The 14,486-nt window shown below is 67.1% G+C and carries 14 protein-coding genes; 6 read left to right on the forward strand and 8 right to left on the reverse strand.

The genetic code is table 11. From position 1 onward, the window contains the following. Window positions 1-101: 101 nt before the first annotated feature. Window positions 102-1,421 carry a histidinol dehydrogenase gene (hisD, locus tag HGBR_RS09225; protein WP_019159056.1) on the reverse strand — a complete coding sequence of 440 codons (1,320 nt, stop codon included), beginning with the start codon at window positions 1,419-1,421 and terminating at the stop codon, window positions 102-104. Between the two features lie 101 nt (window positions 1,422-1,522). Here hisD and HGBR_RS09230 point away from each other — a divergent pair, with 101 nt between their 5' ends. After that, window positions 1,523-2,521, forward strand: coding sequence for a LacI family DNA-binding transcriptional regulator (locus HGBR_RS09230; RefSeq protein WP_019159057.1), 999 nt, complete (start codon window positions 1,523-1,525; stop codon window positions 2,519-2,521). Window positions 2,522-2,623: 102 nt separating this feature from the next. On the opposite strand, the gene HGBR_RS09235 is transcribed toward HGBR_RS09230, so the two are convergent. From HGBR_RS09235 to HGBR_RS09260, 6 genes are read right to left on the reverse strand one after another with little or no spacing between them, the layout of a single operon-like run. After that, window positions 2,624-3,898 carry a TRAP transporter large permease gene (locus HGBR_RS09235; protein ID WP_019159058.1) on the reverse strand — a complete coding sequence of 425 codons (1,275 nt, stop codon included), beginning with the start codon at window positions 3,896-3,898 and terminating at the stop codon, window positions 2,624-2,626. Continuing rightward, complete coding sequence (locus HGBR_RS09240) at window positions 3,895-4,515, reverse strand: TRAP transporter small permease (protein ID WP_019159059.1); 621 nt, start codon at window positions 4,513-4,515, stop codon at window positions 3,895-3,897. The genes HGBR_RS09235 and HGBR_RS09240 overlap by 4 nt, the downstream gene beginning before the upstream one ends. Continuing rightward, the gene (gene dctP / locus HGBR_RS09245; protein ID WP_019159060.1) at window positions 4,512-5,546 is read right to left on the reverse strand and encodes a TRAP transporter substrate-binding protein DctP; all 1,035 of its coding nucleotides are present in this window, start codon (window positions 5,544-5,546) and stop codon (window positions 4,512-4,514) included. Before dctP ends, HGBR_RS09240 begins: the two co-directional genes overlap by 4 nt. Before the next feature lie 57 nt (window positions 5,547-5,603). Next, the gene (gene kce / locus HGBR_RS09250; protein WP_019159061.1) at window positions 5,604-6,536 is read right to left on the reverse strand and encodes a 3,5-dioxohexanoate:acetyl-CoA acetone transferase; all 933 of its coding nucleotides are present in this window, start codon (window positions 6,534-6,536) and stop codon (window positions 5,604-5,606) included. A gap of 42 nt (window positions 6,537-6,578) precedes the next feature. Beyond that, window positions 6,579-7,337 carry an SDR family oxidoreductase gene (locus HGBR_RS09255; RefSeq protein WP_019159062.1) on the reverse strand — a complete coding sequence of 253 codons (759 nt, stop codon included), beginning with the start codon at window positions 7,335-7,337 and terminating at the stop codon, window positions 6,579-6,581. Window position 7,338: 1 nt separating this feature from the next. Beyond that, window positions 7,339-8,415, reverse strand: a complete 1,077-nt coding sequence (locus HGBR_RS09260) for a LacI family DNA-binding transcriptional regulator (protein ID WP_161601858.1) — start codon at window positions 8,413-8,415, stop codon at window positions 7,339-7,341. Window positions 8,416-8,609: 194 nt separating this feature from the next. Between HGBR_RS09260 and HGBR_RS17310 the strand changes: the two genes are divergently transcribed. The 3 genes from HGBR_RS17310 (at window position 8,610) to HGBR_RS09275 (ending at window position 11,329) form a co-directional block, all read left to right on the forward strand. Beyond that, window positions 8,610-9,623, forward strand: coding sequence for a 3-hydroxyacyl-CoA dehydrogenase family protein (locus tag HGBR_RS17310; RefSeq protein WP_019159064.1), 1,014 nt, complete (start codon window positions 8,610-8,612; stop codon window positions 9,621-9,623). Between the two features lie 67 nt (window positions 9,624-9,690). After that, window positions 9,691-10,476, forward strand: coding sequence for an SDR family NAD(P)-dependent oxidoreductase (locus HGBR_RS09270; protein ID WP_019159065.1), 786 nt, complete (start codon window positions 9,691-9,693; stop codon window positions 10,474-10,476). A 112-nt stretch (window positions 10,477-10,588) separates the two neighbouring features. Continuing rightward, the gene (locus HGBR_RS09275) at window positions 10,589-11,329 is read left to right on the forward strand and encodes a 3-hydroxyacyl-CoA dehydrogenase (RefSeq protein WP_019159066.1); all 741 of its coding nucleotides are present in this window, start codon (window positions 10,589-10,591) and stop codon (window positions 11,327-11,329) included. Window positions 11,330-11,403: 74 nt separating this feature from the next. Here the strand turns inward: HGBR_RS09275 and HGBR_RS09280 are convergent, their stop codons facing one another. Further along, the gene (locus tag HGBR_RS09280; protein ID WP_019159067.1) at window positions 11,404-12,306 is read right to left on the reverse strand and encodes an NYN domain-containing protein; all 903 of its coding nucleotides are present in this window, start codon (window positions 12,304-12,306) and stop codon (window positions 11,404-11,406) included. A gap of 150 nt (window positions 12,307-12,456) precedes the next feature. Between HGBR_RS09280 and HGBR_RS09285 the strand changes: the two genes are divergently transcribed. Then, window positions 12,457-13,122: a TetR/AcrR family transcriptional regulator gene (locus HGBR_RS09285; protein ID WP_019159068.1), complete on the forward strand. Its 666-nt coding sequence runs from the start codon at window positions 12,457-12,459 to the stop codon at window positions 13,120-13,122. 86 nt (window positions 13,123-13,208) lie between these two features. Further along, complete coding sequence (locus HGBR_RS09290) at window positions 13,209-14,447, forward strand: type 2 periplasmic-binding domain-containing protein (protein WP_161601859.1); 1,239 nt, start codon at window positions 13,209-13,211, stop codon at window positions 14,445-14,447. Window positions 14,448-14,486: the final 39 nt, after the last annotated feature.

Below are 14,486 nucleotides of genomic sequence, written 5' to 3' on the forward strand. Positions count from 1 at the left end.
TGCACCGCACACAAGCGCGAGCCGCCTGAGCTCTCAGCGTGAGTGGACGAACGTGGGGCCATGATCCGCATCGATCATGGCCCCACACGTCCGTTCTGCTGTCAGAACGTGTGGCTGGTCCAGCTGAGCGACTCACCTCGGCACTTCGCAGCTCGGACATCACCGGAGCGCGCGTGGCCCTCGAACCGCTCGACCCGCGCCGCGCGTCCGGTCAGCTTGCCGAAGAACGCGGACGACTCCGTGTCCGTGACCTCCTGATACGTGACGGTGCGCAGGAACTTCCCCACCCACAGCCCGCCGGTGTAGCGGGCGGCGCCGCGGGTGGGCAACACGTGGTTGGTGCCGATCGACTTGTCACCGTAGGAGACACAGGTCCCCTCCCCCAAGAACAGCGCGCCATAGTGCGTCATCTCCGTGAGCGCCCGGCGCGGCTCCGCGGTGAGGATCTGCACGTGCTCGAACGCGTACTCATCCGCCAACGCGAAAGCATCGTCGATCGTGCGGACGACGTGCACCTCGCCCCACTCGCGCCACGACTGCTCCGCGTAATCCCGCGTCGGCATCCCCGGCAGGAGCTCCTCGATGTGCTCCATCGTCTTCCGCGCCACCGCCTCATCCGTGGCAATGAGCACCGCCGGCGACTCCGGCCCGTGCTCCGCCTGCGACAGCAGGTCCACTGCGACGATGAACGGATCCGCCGTCTCATCCGCGACGATGAGCACCTCCGTGGGACCCGCAACCAGGTCGATCCCGACCTCGCCGAACAGCTGCCGCTTCGCCTCCGCGACGAACGCGTTGCCGGGGCCCGCCACCATCGCGACCGGTTCGATCGTCTCCGTGCCGACCGCCATCGCAGCGATCGCCTGGATGCCGCCCAACAGGTAGATCTCATCCGCTCCCGCCAGATGCATCGCCACGATCGTCGCGTCCGGCATCTCCCCCTGGATCAGCGGAGTGCACGCGGCGACGCGCCTCACCCCGGCCACCTTGGCGGTGAGGATCGTCATGTGCGCGCTGGCCAGCAGCGGGTACTTGCCACCAGGCACGTACGCGCCCACCGCATTGATCGGCACGTTCTTCTGCCCCAGCTTCACACCCGGCAGCGTCTCGATCTCGAACTCGCCCAGGGACGCCAGCTGCGCCTCCGCCATCCTGCGCACCTGATCCTGCACGAAGCGGATGTCGTCGATCACCTGCTGCGGCACCCGCGCCATGACCTCCGCGATCTGCTCCGCGGTGAGCAGGAAGGAATCTGGCCCGTAGTCATCGAATTTCAGCGAGTACTCGCGCACCGCCTCATCGCCGCGGTCGCGGACGTCCGCGATCACATCCGCGACCGCCTGCTGGACGGTGGGATCTGCACTGCGCTGGACCTCCGTCTGGGTGCGCGCCTTCAAGACGGTGTACGGGACTGCGGTCATGATCTCTCCTTCGACAAAGCATTCCGGGGTGGTGGGATACCCTGAATGTATACGTATACATGTGTGTCCGCAACGGCCGCACGAGGTGACAGGATGGTGGGATGGTCACGAGCAGAGACGTCGCCCAGCACGCCGGGGTATCCCAGGCGACGGTGTCCCGCGTCCTCAATGGCTCCCCCCGCGTATCCGCCGCGACGGTCGCCCGGGTCCAGGACGCGATCGCCGCGCTGGACTACCACCCGAACGCGGCCGCGGCCTCGATGAAGACCCGTCGCACGAGCACGATCGGCATCATCATCGACCAGTTGAGCAACCCGTTCTTCGTCGAGGTCCTCGAGTCTCTGGCGCAGGTCTTCGCGGATGCCGGGCAGCGCGTCCTGGTCTGGGACCCCTCCCACCACGAGGACGCCGCGATCCACGCCCTGCGTGATCGGACGGTGGACGGCGTTGTCATCGCAGCCTGGCAGGACGACTCCCCCGCGATGCAGGCGGCGCTGGCCTCCGGCCGCCCCGTGGTCATGCTCAACCGCCGTCCCACGGGCACCGGCTTCGATTCCGTCACCAGTGAGAACCGCGCCGGCGGCCGCCTGGTCGCCCACTACCTCGCTGCGCATCGGCCCGGGCCGGCGCTCTTCGTCGCGGGGCGCCTGGGGACCAGCACCGCCCACGACCGGGCGGAGGGGTTCCTCGCGGGCCTCTCCGAAGCGGGAGCCCCGCCCCCGGCCATCGTCGACGGGGACTACAGCGCGGAGACCGCGCAGCAGGCGGTCCGCGCGCACATCGCCGACCACGGCGTGCCGCGCTCCGTGTTCTGCGCGAACGACCTCATGGCGTTCGGCGCACTCAACGCTCTGGCCGTCGACGGCGTCCGCGTCCCCGACGACACCTGGGTCGTGGGCTTCGACGATGTCGCGATGGCCGGCTGGCCGGTCATCGGGCTCACCACCGTGAGCCAGCACAGCCGTGACATGGCGCGCGCCGGCGCGGACATGCTGCTGCGGCGCATCACTGAAGGCGGCTCCGACTGCGAGCACCGCACGTTCCCGGCGCAGCTCGTCGTCCGCACCAGCACGGCTGGCGTCCCCGCCCAGGGTTCCTGAACCCGGCCGCACGCGGAAGGCGCCGCTGCCAGTCCATGGCAGCGGCGCCTCGGTGGCGGTGTGCCCGTGCAGTCCCACCCACGGGACAGCACGGGCACTTGATCAGCCTCCGGAGACCAGGTTCGGCAGCCAGAGCGACAGCTGCGGGACACCGGACACGATCGCGATGCTGATGAGAAGCACCAGGATGAACGGGATGACCGCCTTCGACAGTGCGGACAGCGACAGCTTCGCCAGATCGGATGCGACGAACAGGTTCAAGCCCACCGGCGGTGTCACCATTCCGACGGACAGGTTGACCACCATGATCATGCCGAAGTGCACCGGGTCGATCCCCAGACCCACCGCCATCGGCAGCAGGATCGGGACGAAGATCAGGATTGCGGCCGCAGCCTCGACGAACATGCCCGCGATGAGCAGCAGCACGTTCGCCAGGATCAGGAAGCCGATGACACCCAAGTTGATCGATTCCATGAAGCCGAGGACCTGATCCGGGAAACCCAACACGTTGATGTAGAACGCGAAGAGGCCTGCCGCCGCGATGACGATCATGACGATCGCAGACGTCACCGCTGAATCCGCGAAGGCATCCGCCAGTTTCTTCAGCGTGAATCGCTTGTAGACGAAGCCGACGATGAGCGCGTACAGCACGGCCACCACCGCGGCTTCCGTGGGTGTGAAGATTCCGCCGTAGATTCCACCCAGCACCAGCACCGGCATCAGCAGTGCCAGGATCGCCCTGCGGAATGCGACCAGCAACTCTCTGCCGGTCGCCTTCTGCACACCCTTGTACCCCCGCTTGCGTGAGGAGAAGTACGCCATGAGTAGCAGCGACATCGTCACGACGACACCGGGCAGGATGCCGGCCATGAACATGTCACCCGCGGACTCATTAGCTGCGACGGCGAAGAGGATGAGCGGGATGCTGGGCGGGATGATGACACCCAGCGCACCGGAGACCGCCTGATTCGCGGCGGTGAAGCCCCGCCCGTAGCCGTGCGCCAGCATGGCCGGGATGAGGATCGATCCGATCGCAGCCACCGTCGCCGCACCGGATCCGGAGATCGCGGCGAAGAACATCGAGGTGAGGACCGCCGCCATGGCGAGACCACCGGTCAGGTGACCGATGAGCGCACTGCCGAAGTCGATGAGGCGCTCGGAGATCCCGCCCACCTGCATGAGGTGCCCCGCGAGGATGAAGAACGGGATCGCCATGAGGGGGAACGAGTTGAGGGCGATGAACATCTGCTGGGGAACGACCTCCAGCCCGAAGATGCCCGACGTGCCGATGGCCACCGTCGTGGATCCCGCGATCGCGACGGCAATCGGTGCGCCGACGAACAGCAGGATGACAGCACAGATGATGAGGACCATCATGAGCGATCACCGCCCTTCTGCGAACCGTTCGAATCGGTCGCATCCGCGTCATCCGCCTCGCTCAGCCGTGTCGCATCGGCATGTGCGTCGGCTTCCGCTTCAGCCACGAGCTCCTCGACCCCCGACTCCTCTTCGACACCCAGCGCCACACCGAACATCTGGTGGATCGTGTTGATGATGAGGAGGAGTCCACCCACCGGCAGCGCCGCCATCGGAATGCTCATGCTCACCTCGGTCGCCGGGGTCAGCTGGTACGACACCGCGTTGACGATGAAGAACCCGAAGACGACCAGCACCAGGTAGAACACGATCGACAGCATCCCGGCGATCATGATCACGGTGGTCTTCGCCCGGCCGCTCAATATGTGCTCGACGAGGTCGACCTTCATGAGACGGCCGTTCTTCGCCGCGTAAGCGGCTCCGACGATGACCAGCCACACCATGACGAAGCGGGACACCTCCTCGGAGAAGGTGAGAGACTCTCCCACGATGAAACGGGCGATCACCTGCCATCCGATCAGCACCGTCATGACGAGCATGAGTGCCGCGAGTATCCACCGGACGGCGATATTGAGCCCGTCCACCACTCGCCTGTACTGCTCCATGAACGCAGTCATCCGTCTGCCTCCTCGGACCGGGTGCTGGGGGCTTCTTCCAAGACCCGACCGATGAGATCGCGAGGGATCTCGTCCTGCCAGGCATCCAGAACAGGGCGGGTCGCGTCCACGAATGCATCGCGGTCGATCTCCGTCTTCTCCATGCCCTCGTCGAGCATGAGCTGAAGTGCCTCGTCCTCCTGGATGGCGCTGGCCTCCCGCTGGATGTCAGTCGCATACTCACCGGCCTCCAGGATGGCCTGCTGGTCAGCCTCGGAGAACGACTGGAAGTACTTCTCGGAGATCATCATCGGAGCGGGCGAGTACACGTGCTGCGTCATCGCGACGTAGTCCTGCACTTCGAAGAAGCGCACGTCCGCGATCGTCGCGATGGGGTTCTCCTGGCTGTCGATGACACCCTGCTGCAGAGCTGTGTACACCTCCGGCCATGCCATCGGGATCGCGTCCGTGCCCAACGCGGACCACGTCTGGATCTGAGCCGTGCTCTCCTGCGTCCGGTGCTTGATGCCCTGCAGGTCCTCGGGCGTCTCGATAGGACGCTTCGAGTTCGTCTCGTAGCGGAAGCCGTTCTCCGTCCACGACAGGATGCGGACATTCGTCGTCTCCAGGAACTCGTCCGCGAGCTCCTGTCCGATCTCGCCGTCCAGCACGCCGTAGACGTGGTCCAGATCCTCGAAGAGGTACGGCATGTCGAAGAGCATGAACGAGCGGACGAAACCGCCCATAGGGCCGGTCGACGCCATGCCCATCTGGATCGAGTTGATCGACATGCCCTCGACGACCTCGCGCTCACCGCCCAGCGCGTTGTTGTAGTAGAACTTCACTCCGATGCGGCCGTCCGTGAGCTCGGAGAGCTTCTCCGCGAACGCCTTCCCACCCTCGTGATGGTGAGAATCCGGACCCAGCGCCAGGCTGAAGTTGATGGTGCCCTCGTAGTCGTCATCCTTGCTGACGATCGCACCGCACGATGACAGCAGCAGACTCGCAGCCGCAGCCATCGCGATGACTCTCAGCTTCTTCCATCCCCGCATTGCGGCCCCTCCTTTCTGAATCGGTAGTCCGTCGCCACGTCCTCGTGGCGAGGAATCTCAGATCGAGATGTTCTCCTTGCCCTTGAGGCCCAGGATCTCCCGCGCCTCGTCCGGAGTCGCGACCTCCATGCCCAGCGCTTCCACGAGCTGGACGGCGCGCTCCACCTGCTGCGCGTTCGACTGCGCGAGCTCGCCGCGACCGATCCACAGCGAGTCCTCGAGACCCACACGGATGTGGCCGCCGGATGCCAGGGCGACCGCGCCCAGCGGCATCTGGTGGCGGCCCGCCCCCAGCACCGACCACTCGTAATCCGAGCCCAGCAGCTCATTCGCGATGCGGCGCATGTGCATGAGGTTCTCCGTCGATGCGCCGGTTCCGCCCAGCAGCCCCAGCACCGTCTGGACGAACGGACGATCCGGTGCCAGCCCCTCGTCGACGAAGTGCTTGAGGTTGTAGAGGTGCGAGGTGTCGTAGCACTCGAACTCGAACTTCGTGCCGTTGCCCGTACCGCGCGTCAGGATCGTCTCGATGTCCGAGTATGTGTTCTTGAAGATCAGGTCGCGACTGTTCTCCAAGTGGTCGCGTTCCCACTGGTGCTCGAACTCCGTGAAGCGCTTGAGCATGGGGAACAGGCCGAAGTTCATCGACCCCATGTTGAGGGACGCGAGTTCCGGCTCGAACGTCATCGCCGGCTGCATGCGCTCCTCGACGCTCATGTGCGGCGATCCGCCGCTGGTGAGGTTGATGACTGCATCGGTCGACGCATTGATCTTCTCGATCATGGGCGCGAAGTCATCGGGATCCTGCGACGGACGACCGTCTTCCGGCTTGCGCGCGTGCAGGTGGACGATCGACGCGCCGGCCTGCGCCGCCTGGATCGACGCGTCTGAGATCTCATCCGAGGTCGCCGGCAGGTGCGGGGACATGCTGGGAGTGTGGATCGATCCGGTGACAGCACAGGTGATGATGATCTTGCGCTTGGATGCCATGGTGCGTTCCTTTCGGGGTGCGGGCAGTACGTGCGGTGCGGGTCAGTAGAGCTTCTGGGTGAAGCCGTCGACGGAGAGCATCTGGCCGTTGATCTGGCGAGCGTCGGGGCCCACCAGGAAGCTGACCATCCCCGCAACGGATGCGGGATCGATGAACTCGCCGATCGCGCTCTGGTTGCGGTAGTCGGCGGCGACCTCCTCCACCGAGGAGCCCAGGACTGCGGCCTTCGCCTCGATGACGCCCTCGATCCGGGGGCCGCCCACCGCGCCGGGGCAGATCGCGTTCGTCGTGATGCCCTCCGGTCCCAGTTCGATCGCCAGGGACTTCGTGAACCCGAAGACGGCGGACTTCGAGGCGGAGTACACGGACCGGCCGAACATGCCCAACACGCCGGCGGCGGACGACATGTTGACGATGCGACCCGCCTCGGACTCCCGCAGCAGCGGCAGCAGCGCCTTGACGTGGAGGAACTGCGCGGTGAGGTTGATGGACACGGTCCGCTCCCAGTCCGTCAGCTCGATGTCCTCGACACGGGCGGTGGGGCCGGCGACACCCGCGTTGTTCACCAGCACGTCGAGCCGGCCGAACGTCTCCCGCACCTGCTCTGCCAGGGCGGCCGCGTCCTCGGGCTTGGACGCATCGGCGACCACAGCGTGCAGTCCGGCGCGCTGGGCGTCCTCGACGGCCTCGGCGGACACGTCCGTCACCAGAACGGTGAAGCCGTCTGCGACCAGCCGGTCCGCGATGGCGCGGCCGATCCCTGCGGCTCCGGCGGTGACGACTGCGATGCGCTGACCCATGTCAGGTGTCCTTTCGAGTGAAGTGCGTGGTGGTGCGGGGGCAGCCGCACGTGCGGCCGATATGCAGCGTGTGCGGAACGATCACCGTGCGGTGTTCGTCGTGCGTGCCTGAACGGAGACGGTGGAGGAGCTGGTGGGCGGCAGTGCTGCCCATCTCCTTGAGCGGCTGGATGACGGTCGTCAGTCCGATGAGGGGTGACGTGGTGTGCCGGAGCCCGTCGAACCCGGTGACGATCATGTCGCGGCCTGCTTCGATCCCGTCCTCGGCGAGCGCTTCCATGACGCCCAGACTGATCTCGTCACTCCCGCACAAGATCGCGTCCGGACGCTCTGGAAGTTCCATGAGGTGCCGGGCGGCGCGGTGACCGCCAGCGCGTGAGAGGTCGGTGGCGATCCTCCTCTCGGTCGGGACGTGCAGACGCGCATTCGACAGCGCGTCGTTCATGCCCTTCTCCCTCTGAGCAGACGCAGTGCTGAATCGCGGGCCGACGACTGTTGCGGGGCGCCGCGGATGATGACTCACGACGTGCTGCGCAACCTGTCGCGAGGCCGTGTAGTCGTCGATCCCCACGAAGTCGGCAGACACGTACTCGGAACGACGCGACAGGAACGTGAAGGGGATCCGCTCTTCTCGCAGCGTCAGGAGCGCCGTCGCATCCTCGCGGTGGGACGCAAGGACGATCGCGCCGTCGATGTTCCGGTTCACAAGGGTCCGTGCCGCGGCTTCCAGCCGCGCCGGGTCGTCGTCCGTCGCGACGACGAGGACTTCGAACCCTTCTGCCGCCGCGACCTCGAGGATCTCGTGCGACCAGTACGGAAACATGGGGTTGGTGAGATTCGGGACGATCAGCGCGATCACTCGCGTCAACGCGGAGGCTGCGGACCCGGTCGCGCTTGGGCGCAGCCCCCGAGCATTGGCGAGCTTAAGGATCCGCCGCCGCATCTGGTCGGAAACCCCGGACTTCCCGTTGAGCGCGTACGAGACAGTGGCGGCGGACACACCCAGCTCGCGCGCGATGCTCGCTGCCGAAACCTGCGTCGGATCTGAAGGATCAGCGTCATCCAGGCGCTGTTGCACCACTGGGTCACCTCCTCGTGCTCCCGAAACTCGTGAATGCTGATGAATCTAGACCCTGAGTCTCGGGTTAAGTGATGTTAAGTCGAATCGCTACTGTTACTTAACACGGCCGCCGCGAAGCGGCACAGATGTTGACCACCGGCGATCATTCGAAGCGCAGACCGCCGATGATGCGACACCCGGAGGAGTCGAGGATGACTGGATCGATCACACGCGCCGCCGTCGTGGGCGGGGGATACATGGGCGGCGGGATCGCCGCGACGATCGCGGGAGCGGGAGTGCCCTGCGTGCTCATCGACATCGATCCGGCGACCAGCCGGCGCCGCGTGGGCGAGCTCCTCGCGGAGTCCCGCGACTGGGTGGACAAGGGCCTTCTCGACGCCGCGGAGGCGGACGTCGTCGCCGCCAACCTGATCGCGGGCGACGGCATCGAGGAGTCGCTGGACGGCGTGAACTTCATCATCGAGGCGGTGCCGGAGGTGCTCGAGCTCAAGCATTCGACGCTGGCCCGCGTCTCCGCCGCCGCGCACCCGGAGGCGATCATCGCCTCGAACACATCCACCCTGCCCATCGGCACGCTCGCGGAGTCCGTCACCGGGCCGGAGCGCTTCCTGGGCTGCCACTGGATGAACCCGTCCCGGCTGATCCCGGGCGTGGAGATCATCCCCAGCGTGCACACCGTGGAGTCCGCGACTGCTGCGGCCACCGACTTCCACCGCCACGTGGGCAAGCGGCCCACCACGATCAGCGATGTCCCCGCCTTCATCGCGAACCGCCTGCAGCACGCCCTGTTCGCGGAGGCGCTCAAGCTGGTCGACGAGGGCGTCGCCACCCCCGAGGTCGTCGACGAGGTCTCCCGCAACTCCTTCGGCTACCGCCTGGCCGCGTTCGGCCCGTTCGAGGTCGCGGACATGGCAGGACTGGACGTCTACCAGGCGTGCCTGCAGACGGAGTCCGCCGCTTACGGCGACCGCTTCGCCTCCACCCCACTGCTGGAGGAACGGGTCGACGCGGGCGACCTGGGACTGAAGAATGGCAGCGGCATCACCCCGCTGGCCTCCCACGACCCGCAGCGGGTCAGCGCGATCCGCAACCAGTACTTCCGCGGTCTCACCGCACTGCTCGACTCGATCGACGGACTCGAGGACCTCCGCAGTGCGCCGGCGAAATCCGCGCCGACTCCGGCCACGGACGACACCAGCGCCTGAGCCCGCCGCCGCACGCTCCCAGTACTTTCCAGCCTTCTCCCTTGACCCTCCGACTCGAAGGATCCCCATGAACCCCACCCCCGGCCACGCCTCCCCGCAGTCATTCGATCTGACCGGTCGCCATGTGCTGGTCACCGGTGCCGGCCGCGGGCTGGGCCAGTCCATGGCCCTCACCGCCGCCGCCTTCGGTGCGACGGTCACCGCCGTGTCCCGGTCCGCTGACCAGCTGGACACCACAGCCGAGGCCGCAGCCGGCCTGCCCGGTGAGGTCCGGATCGCGCCCGCAGACGTCGCGGACCTCGACAGCTTGGACACCCTGGCCTCGGATGCGCACGCGCACGCTCCCCTCTATGGGGTCATCCATGCGGCGGGCGTGCAGCGCCGCCTCGATGCAGAGGACGTGACTCCGCAGATCTGGCGGGAGGTCATGACACTCAACCTGGACGCACCGTTCTTCCTCAGTCAGGCCATCGCCAAGCGGCAGCTGGCAGACGGGCTCGCCGGATCGCATGTCTTCATCGGGTCCCTCAACAGCAGCATCGGCCTGCCGCGCAATGTCCCGTATGTGACATCGAAAACGGGACTGGTGGGCGTGACCCGCGCGCTGTCGACCGAATGGTCCGGCCGCGGCATCCGCGCCAACGCGGTGGGCCCCGGCTACTACCGGACCGCCCTGACGGAGACCCTGCTGAACAACCCCGCGGACCACGACCGGATCATGGCGCGGATCCCGATGAAGCGGTTCGGACTGCCGGAAGAGCTGGGCGGCACCATCGCGTTCCTCCTCTCCGATGCCTCGTCCTACGTGTCCGGCCAGATCCTCAACGTGGACGGCGGCTGGCTGGGGTCGTGATTTCCCTCAGCACTTCCCCCGTCACAGGGAGATTTTGAACACTTGTAGAGCCTGCGATAGAACTGTGACTGCCACCACTTCCAATGGCGCCAGCCGGGATCGAGGACTACGCATGCAGTTCCAGGGAAAGACCTTCATCGTCACGGGCGGAGCATCCGGCCTGGGTGCCGCGACCACCGCCGCCTTCATCGAGCAGGGCGCGACAGTGTTCGTCGCAGACGTCAAGGGCGAGGCGCCTGAAGGCGCCACCTTCGTCCAGACCGATGTCACGGACGAAGCGAGCGTCACCGCCCTCGTCGAGCAGGCGAACGCGGAGGGCACGCTGGCGGGCGTCGTCAACTGCGCGGGCATCGGCGTCGCGCAGAAGACCGTGGGCAAGAGCGGTCCCCACGACCTCGCCGCCTACACCAAGGTCATCCAGGTCAACCTCATCGGCACCTTCAACGTCATCCGCCTGGCAGCCGCCGCGATGCAGAACAACGAGCCCGGTGAGGACGGCGAGCGCGGCGTCATCATCAACACCGCCTCCGTCGCCGCCTACGACGGCCAGATCGGCCAAGCCGCCTACTCCGCATCCAAGGGCGGCGTCGTGGGCATGACCCTGCCGATCGCTCGCGACCTGGCGAGCTCCGGCATCCGCGTCGTCACGATCGCACCAGGCCTCTTCCTCACGCCGATGATGGCGGGACTCCCCCAGGCCGCGCAGGACTCGCTGGGCCAGCAGGTGCCCTTCCCCTCCCGCCTGGGCGACCCCAGCGAGTACGCGGCGCTCACCTCCAGCATCGTCACGAACCGCATGCTCAACGGTGAGGTCATCCGCCTGGACGGTGCGATCCGCATGGCACCGCGCTGATCAACCAGCCGGGACACTGGAACGACTGAGCGGTCGCGGGTCAGGAACCCGCGACCGCTCAGTCGTTCCGCCGCTCAGCCCTTCCGACCTCGGGACCCGCCGCGGAGGCGCACCCACATCTGGCCGCCGTCGGTCCGGTGGTCCAGGTACGACTGCTCGGTCACGAGGTCGCTGAGCTTACGATGACCGAAGTCGCGGGAGTCGAAGTCCGCGTGCGCCCTGTTCAAGTGCTGCCCCAGCAGGCTGATGCTCGCCCAGCCGTCATCGCCACTGGTCGCGTTCACGGCCTTCGTGAGCGCGCTCTGCAGATTGATGCCGGACTGGGGCTCCGGTGCGCTGCTGAACGTGGGCACCAGGGTGAGCCCGGACCCCGCCCCCGAGCTCGCGTCCGGGTCCGACGTGCTGGACGCCTCTGCGGCCTCGGGCTTGGTGTCCTGCGTCTTGGACCCGCGGCCGGAGGACTTCTTCGGCTCCTGCCGGGCCGCAGGCTCCTGCTGAGCTTCGTCGTCGTGGGAGTCGCCCTCCCCCAGCAGCTCGAGGTAGATGAACTGGTCGACCGCGTTGCGCAGGGACACGGGTGTCTTGCGACGGCCCAGGCCGATGACGCGCTTGCCGGACTCGCGCAGGCGGGTGGCCAGGCGCGTGAAGTCGGAATCGGAGGACACGATCGCGAACGCCTCCACGTTCCCCATCCACATGAGGTCCATCGCGTCGATGATGAGTGCGGAGTCCGTCGAGTTCTTCCCCACCGTGTACGCGAACTGCTGCACGGGCTGGATCGCCCAGCGGTTGAGCTCCTTCTTCCAGCCGTTCAGCTGAGAGGTCGTCCAGTCGCCGTACGCGCGCTTGATCGTGGGTGTGCCGTGCGCGGCCATCTCCTCCAGGATCGCGCCCGCATGACTGGGCGAGACATTGTCGCAGTCGATGAGGACTGCGATCCGGGTATCGTCGTGGGCAGGGGATCCGTGGTTCGCCATACCCCTCACTGTACGCGGAGGCCTTGACATCCTCGCTCGTGAGGATGCATGCTCACTAATATTCTGACATTGACGTCAGATTTGTTCGGTGCGGCGGAGTCGGCTCTCCCGCCGCGCCCCGGCCACCCGACTGCGCGAGGTGACACCCCAGTGACGACCAGACCGGCGACGGCAGCCCAGGCCAGCGCCTCCGACGACCCGTCCGCCAAGCTCACCAAGGGGCAGCGGACCCGCGCCCAGCTCATCGCCGCGGCCCGCGAGGTGTTCGCGGAGCAGGGCTACTTCACGTGCCGGCTCACGGACATCACGGACCGCGTGGGCTGCTCGACCGGCACCCTCTACACGTACTTCCGCAACCGCGAGGACATCCTGGCCGCCATCATCCAGGAGTACCAGGAGACGGTCCTGCACGCACCGGCACCGGAGGAACCGGACACGGACCCCGTCACCCGCATCCAGCGCGCCAACCGCCACTACATCGACTCCTACAGCCGCAACGCGGACCTCATGGCCGTCATGGAGCAGGTGGCGCACGTCGACGCGGACATCCGGACGCTGCGGGAGGCCCGGTCGACAGCGTTCGTCCAGCGCAACGCCCGCTCGATCGCACGCCTGCAGCAGGACGGAGCCGTCGACGCCTCACTGGACGCGGACCTGGTCGCCCGCGCACTCTCGCTCATGGTCAGCCGGCTCTGCTACCGCGTCTACGTCCAGGACAAGGACCCCGCGTACCTCACCGACGAGGGCCGCGAGGAACTGAGCCGCACGCTGTCCACCCTCTGGACCAACGCCCTGGGCCTCACCCCCGCCGCCTGATCCGGACCCACCCCGCTCGATGGTCACCCCCGCTCGATGAGGAGCCGCCCATGCCCGTTCTTCGTTCCCTGATGCCCTCTGTCTGTGTGGCCGTCACGCTCGCGCTGACGACCGGCTGCGCGGGCAGCATCGCCGGCTCCTCCGGCGAGTCCGGGGGCCAGGGCTTCGCCTACGGCGCCGACCAGCAGGAGGTCACCGCCGCGATCGAGGGCCTGGACCCCGTCACCCTCACCTACCAGCCGGCCTCCAGCTCGCCAGACGACACCGCCGCCCCGTCCGCGCAGGCCTTCAAGGAGTCGATCGAGTCCCGCTCCAACGGTCAGATCGAGGTCGAGATCGTCTACGGCCAGGCCATCGCCACGTACACGGAACTGCCCGACGCCCTGGTCGACGGCCGCGTCGACATCGCCCACCTGGTCCCCTCCTACCTGCCCGCGGAGTTTCCCGCCTTCAACGACCTCATGACCGTCTCGCAGCTGGCCCCCACCTCCCCACTGGTGGGCGAGATGGCGACCAGCGCCATGCTCAACGAGCTCGCCTGGAGCAACGAGGCCGTCCTGCAGGAGTTCGAGGACGCGGGCCTCACCCCGCTGACCCCGCAGGCCAACAGCGGCGAGTACTTCTTCCTCTGCAACCCGGACAACGACACCACCACCGCCGAGGCCTGGGCAGGCAGATCTGTCCGCATCGGCTCCCAGGCCGGCGAGTCCGCGGTGCGGGACATGGGCGCGAATCCCGTCTCCCTGGAGTACGTCGAGGCGTTCGAGGGACTGCAGCGCGGCACGATCGACTGCACGATGACGCAACTGGGCTCCGCCGCCTCCTTCGGTGTGCCCACCGCCGCGCCCAACATCAGCTATCTGACGGAAGGATCGTTCGCCGGCCGCTCCCCTGCTGCGCACGTGGGCGGGACCGGGTATGCGAACCTGCCGCTGGCCTATCAGCAGATCATCTTCGACGCGCAGCCGGAGTACTTCGCGCTGTGGACCCAGCACTTGGCGGACTCGAATGTCCTGGCGATCGATCAGGCGAACGACGAGGGCGGGACGATCTCCGCTCTGCCGGAGGAGGTGCAGGAGCGGATCCTCGAATCGCAGGGGGCGCTGCTCGAGGACGACGGCGAGTCGCCCGCGATCGCGCAGGCGCTCGAGCAGGATCCTGCTGCTCTGGGGGAAGCGTGGGTGGAGCGGGCGAACGAGCTGGGCTTCACCGACGGCGGCGACCTCCAGTCGATCAGCTCCTGGTACTCGAACGACGACGCGAACTTCCTCCCGTACACGACGACCCTCTACGAGGACGTGTTCGTGGACCACCGGCCGGAGTGAGTCGCAGGTACCTGCGTCGGCGTCCTGGTGAGGGCGGCG

It is taken from the genome of Brevibacterium senegalense (assembly GCF_000285835.1).
GTDB classification, from domain to species: domain Bacteria; phylum Actinomycetota; class Actinomycetes; order Actinomycetales; family Brevibacteriaceae; genus Brevibacterium; species Brevibacterium senegalense.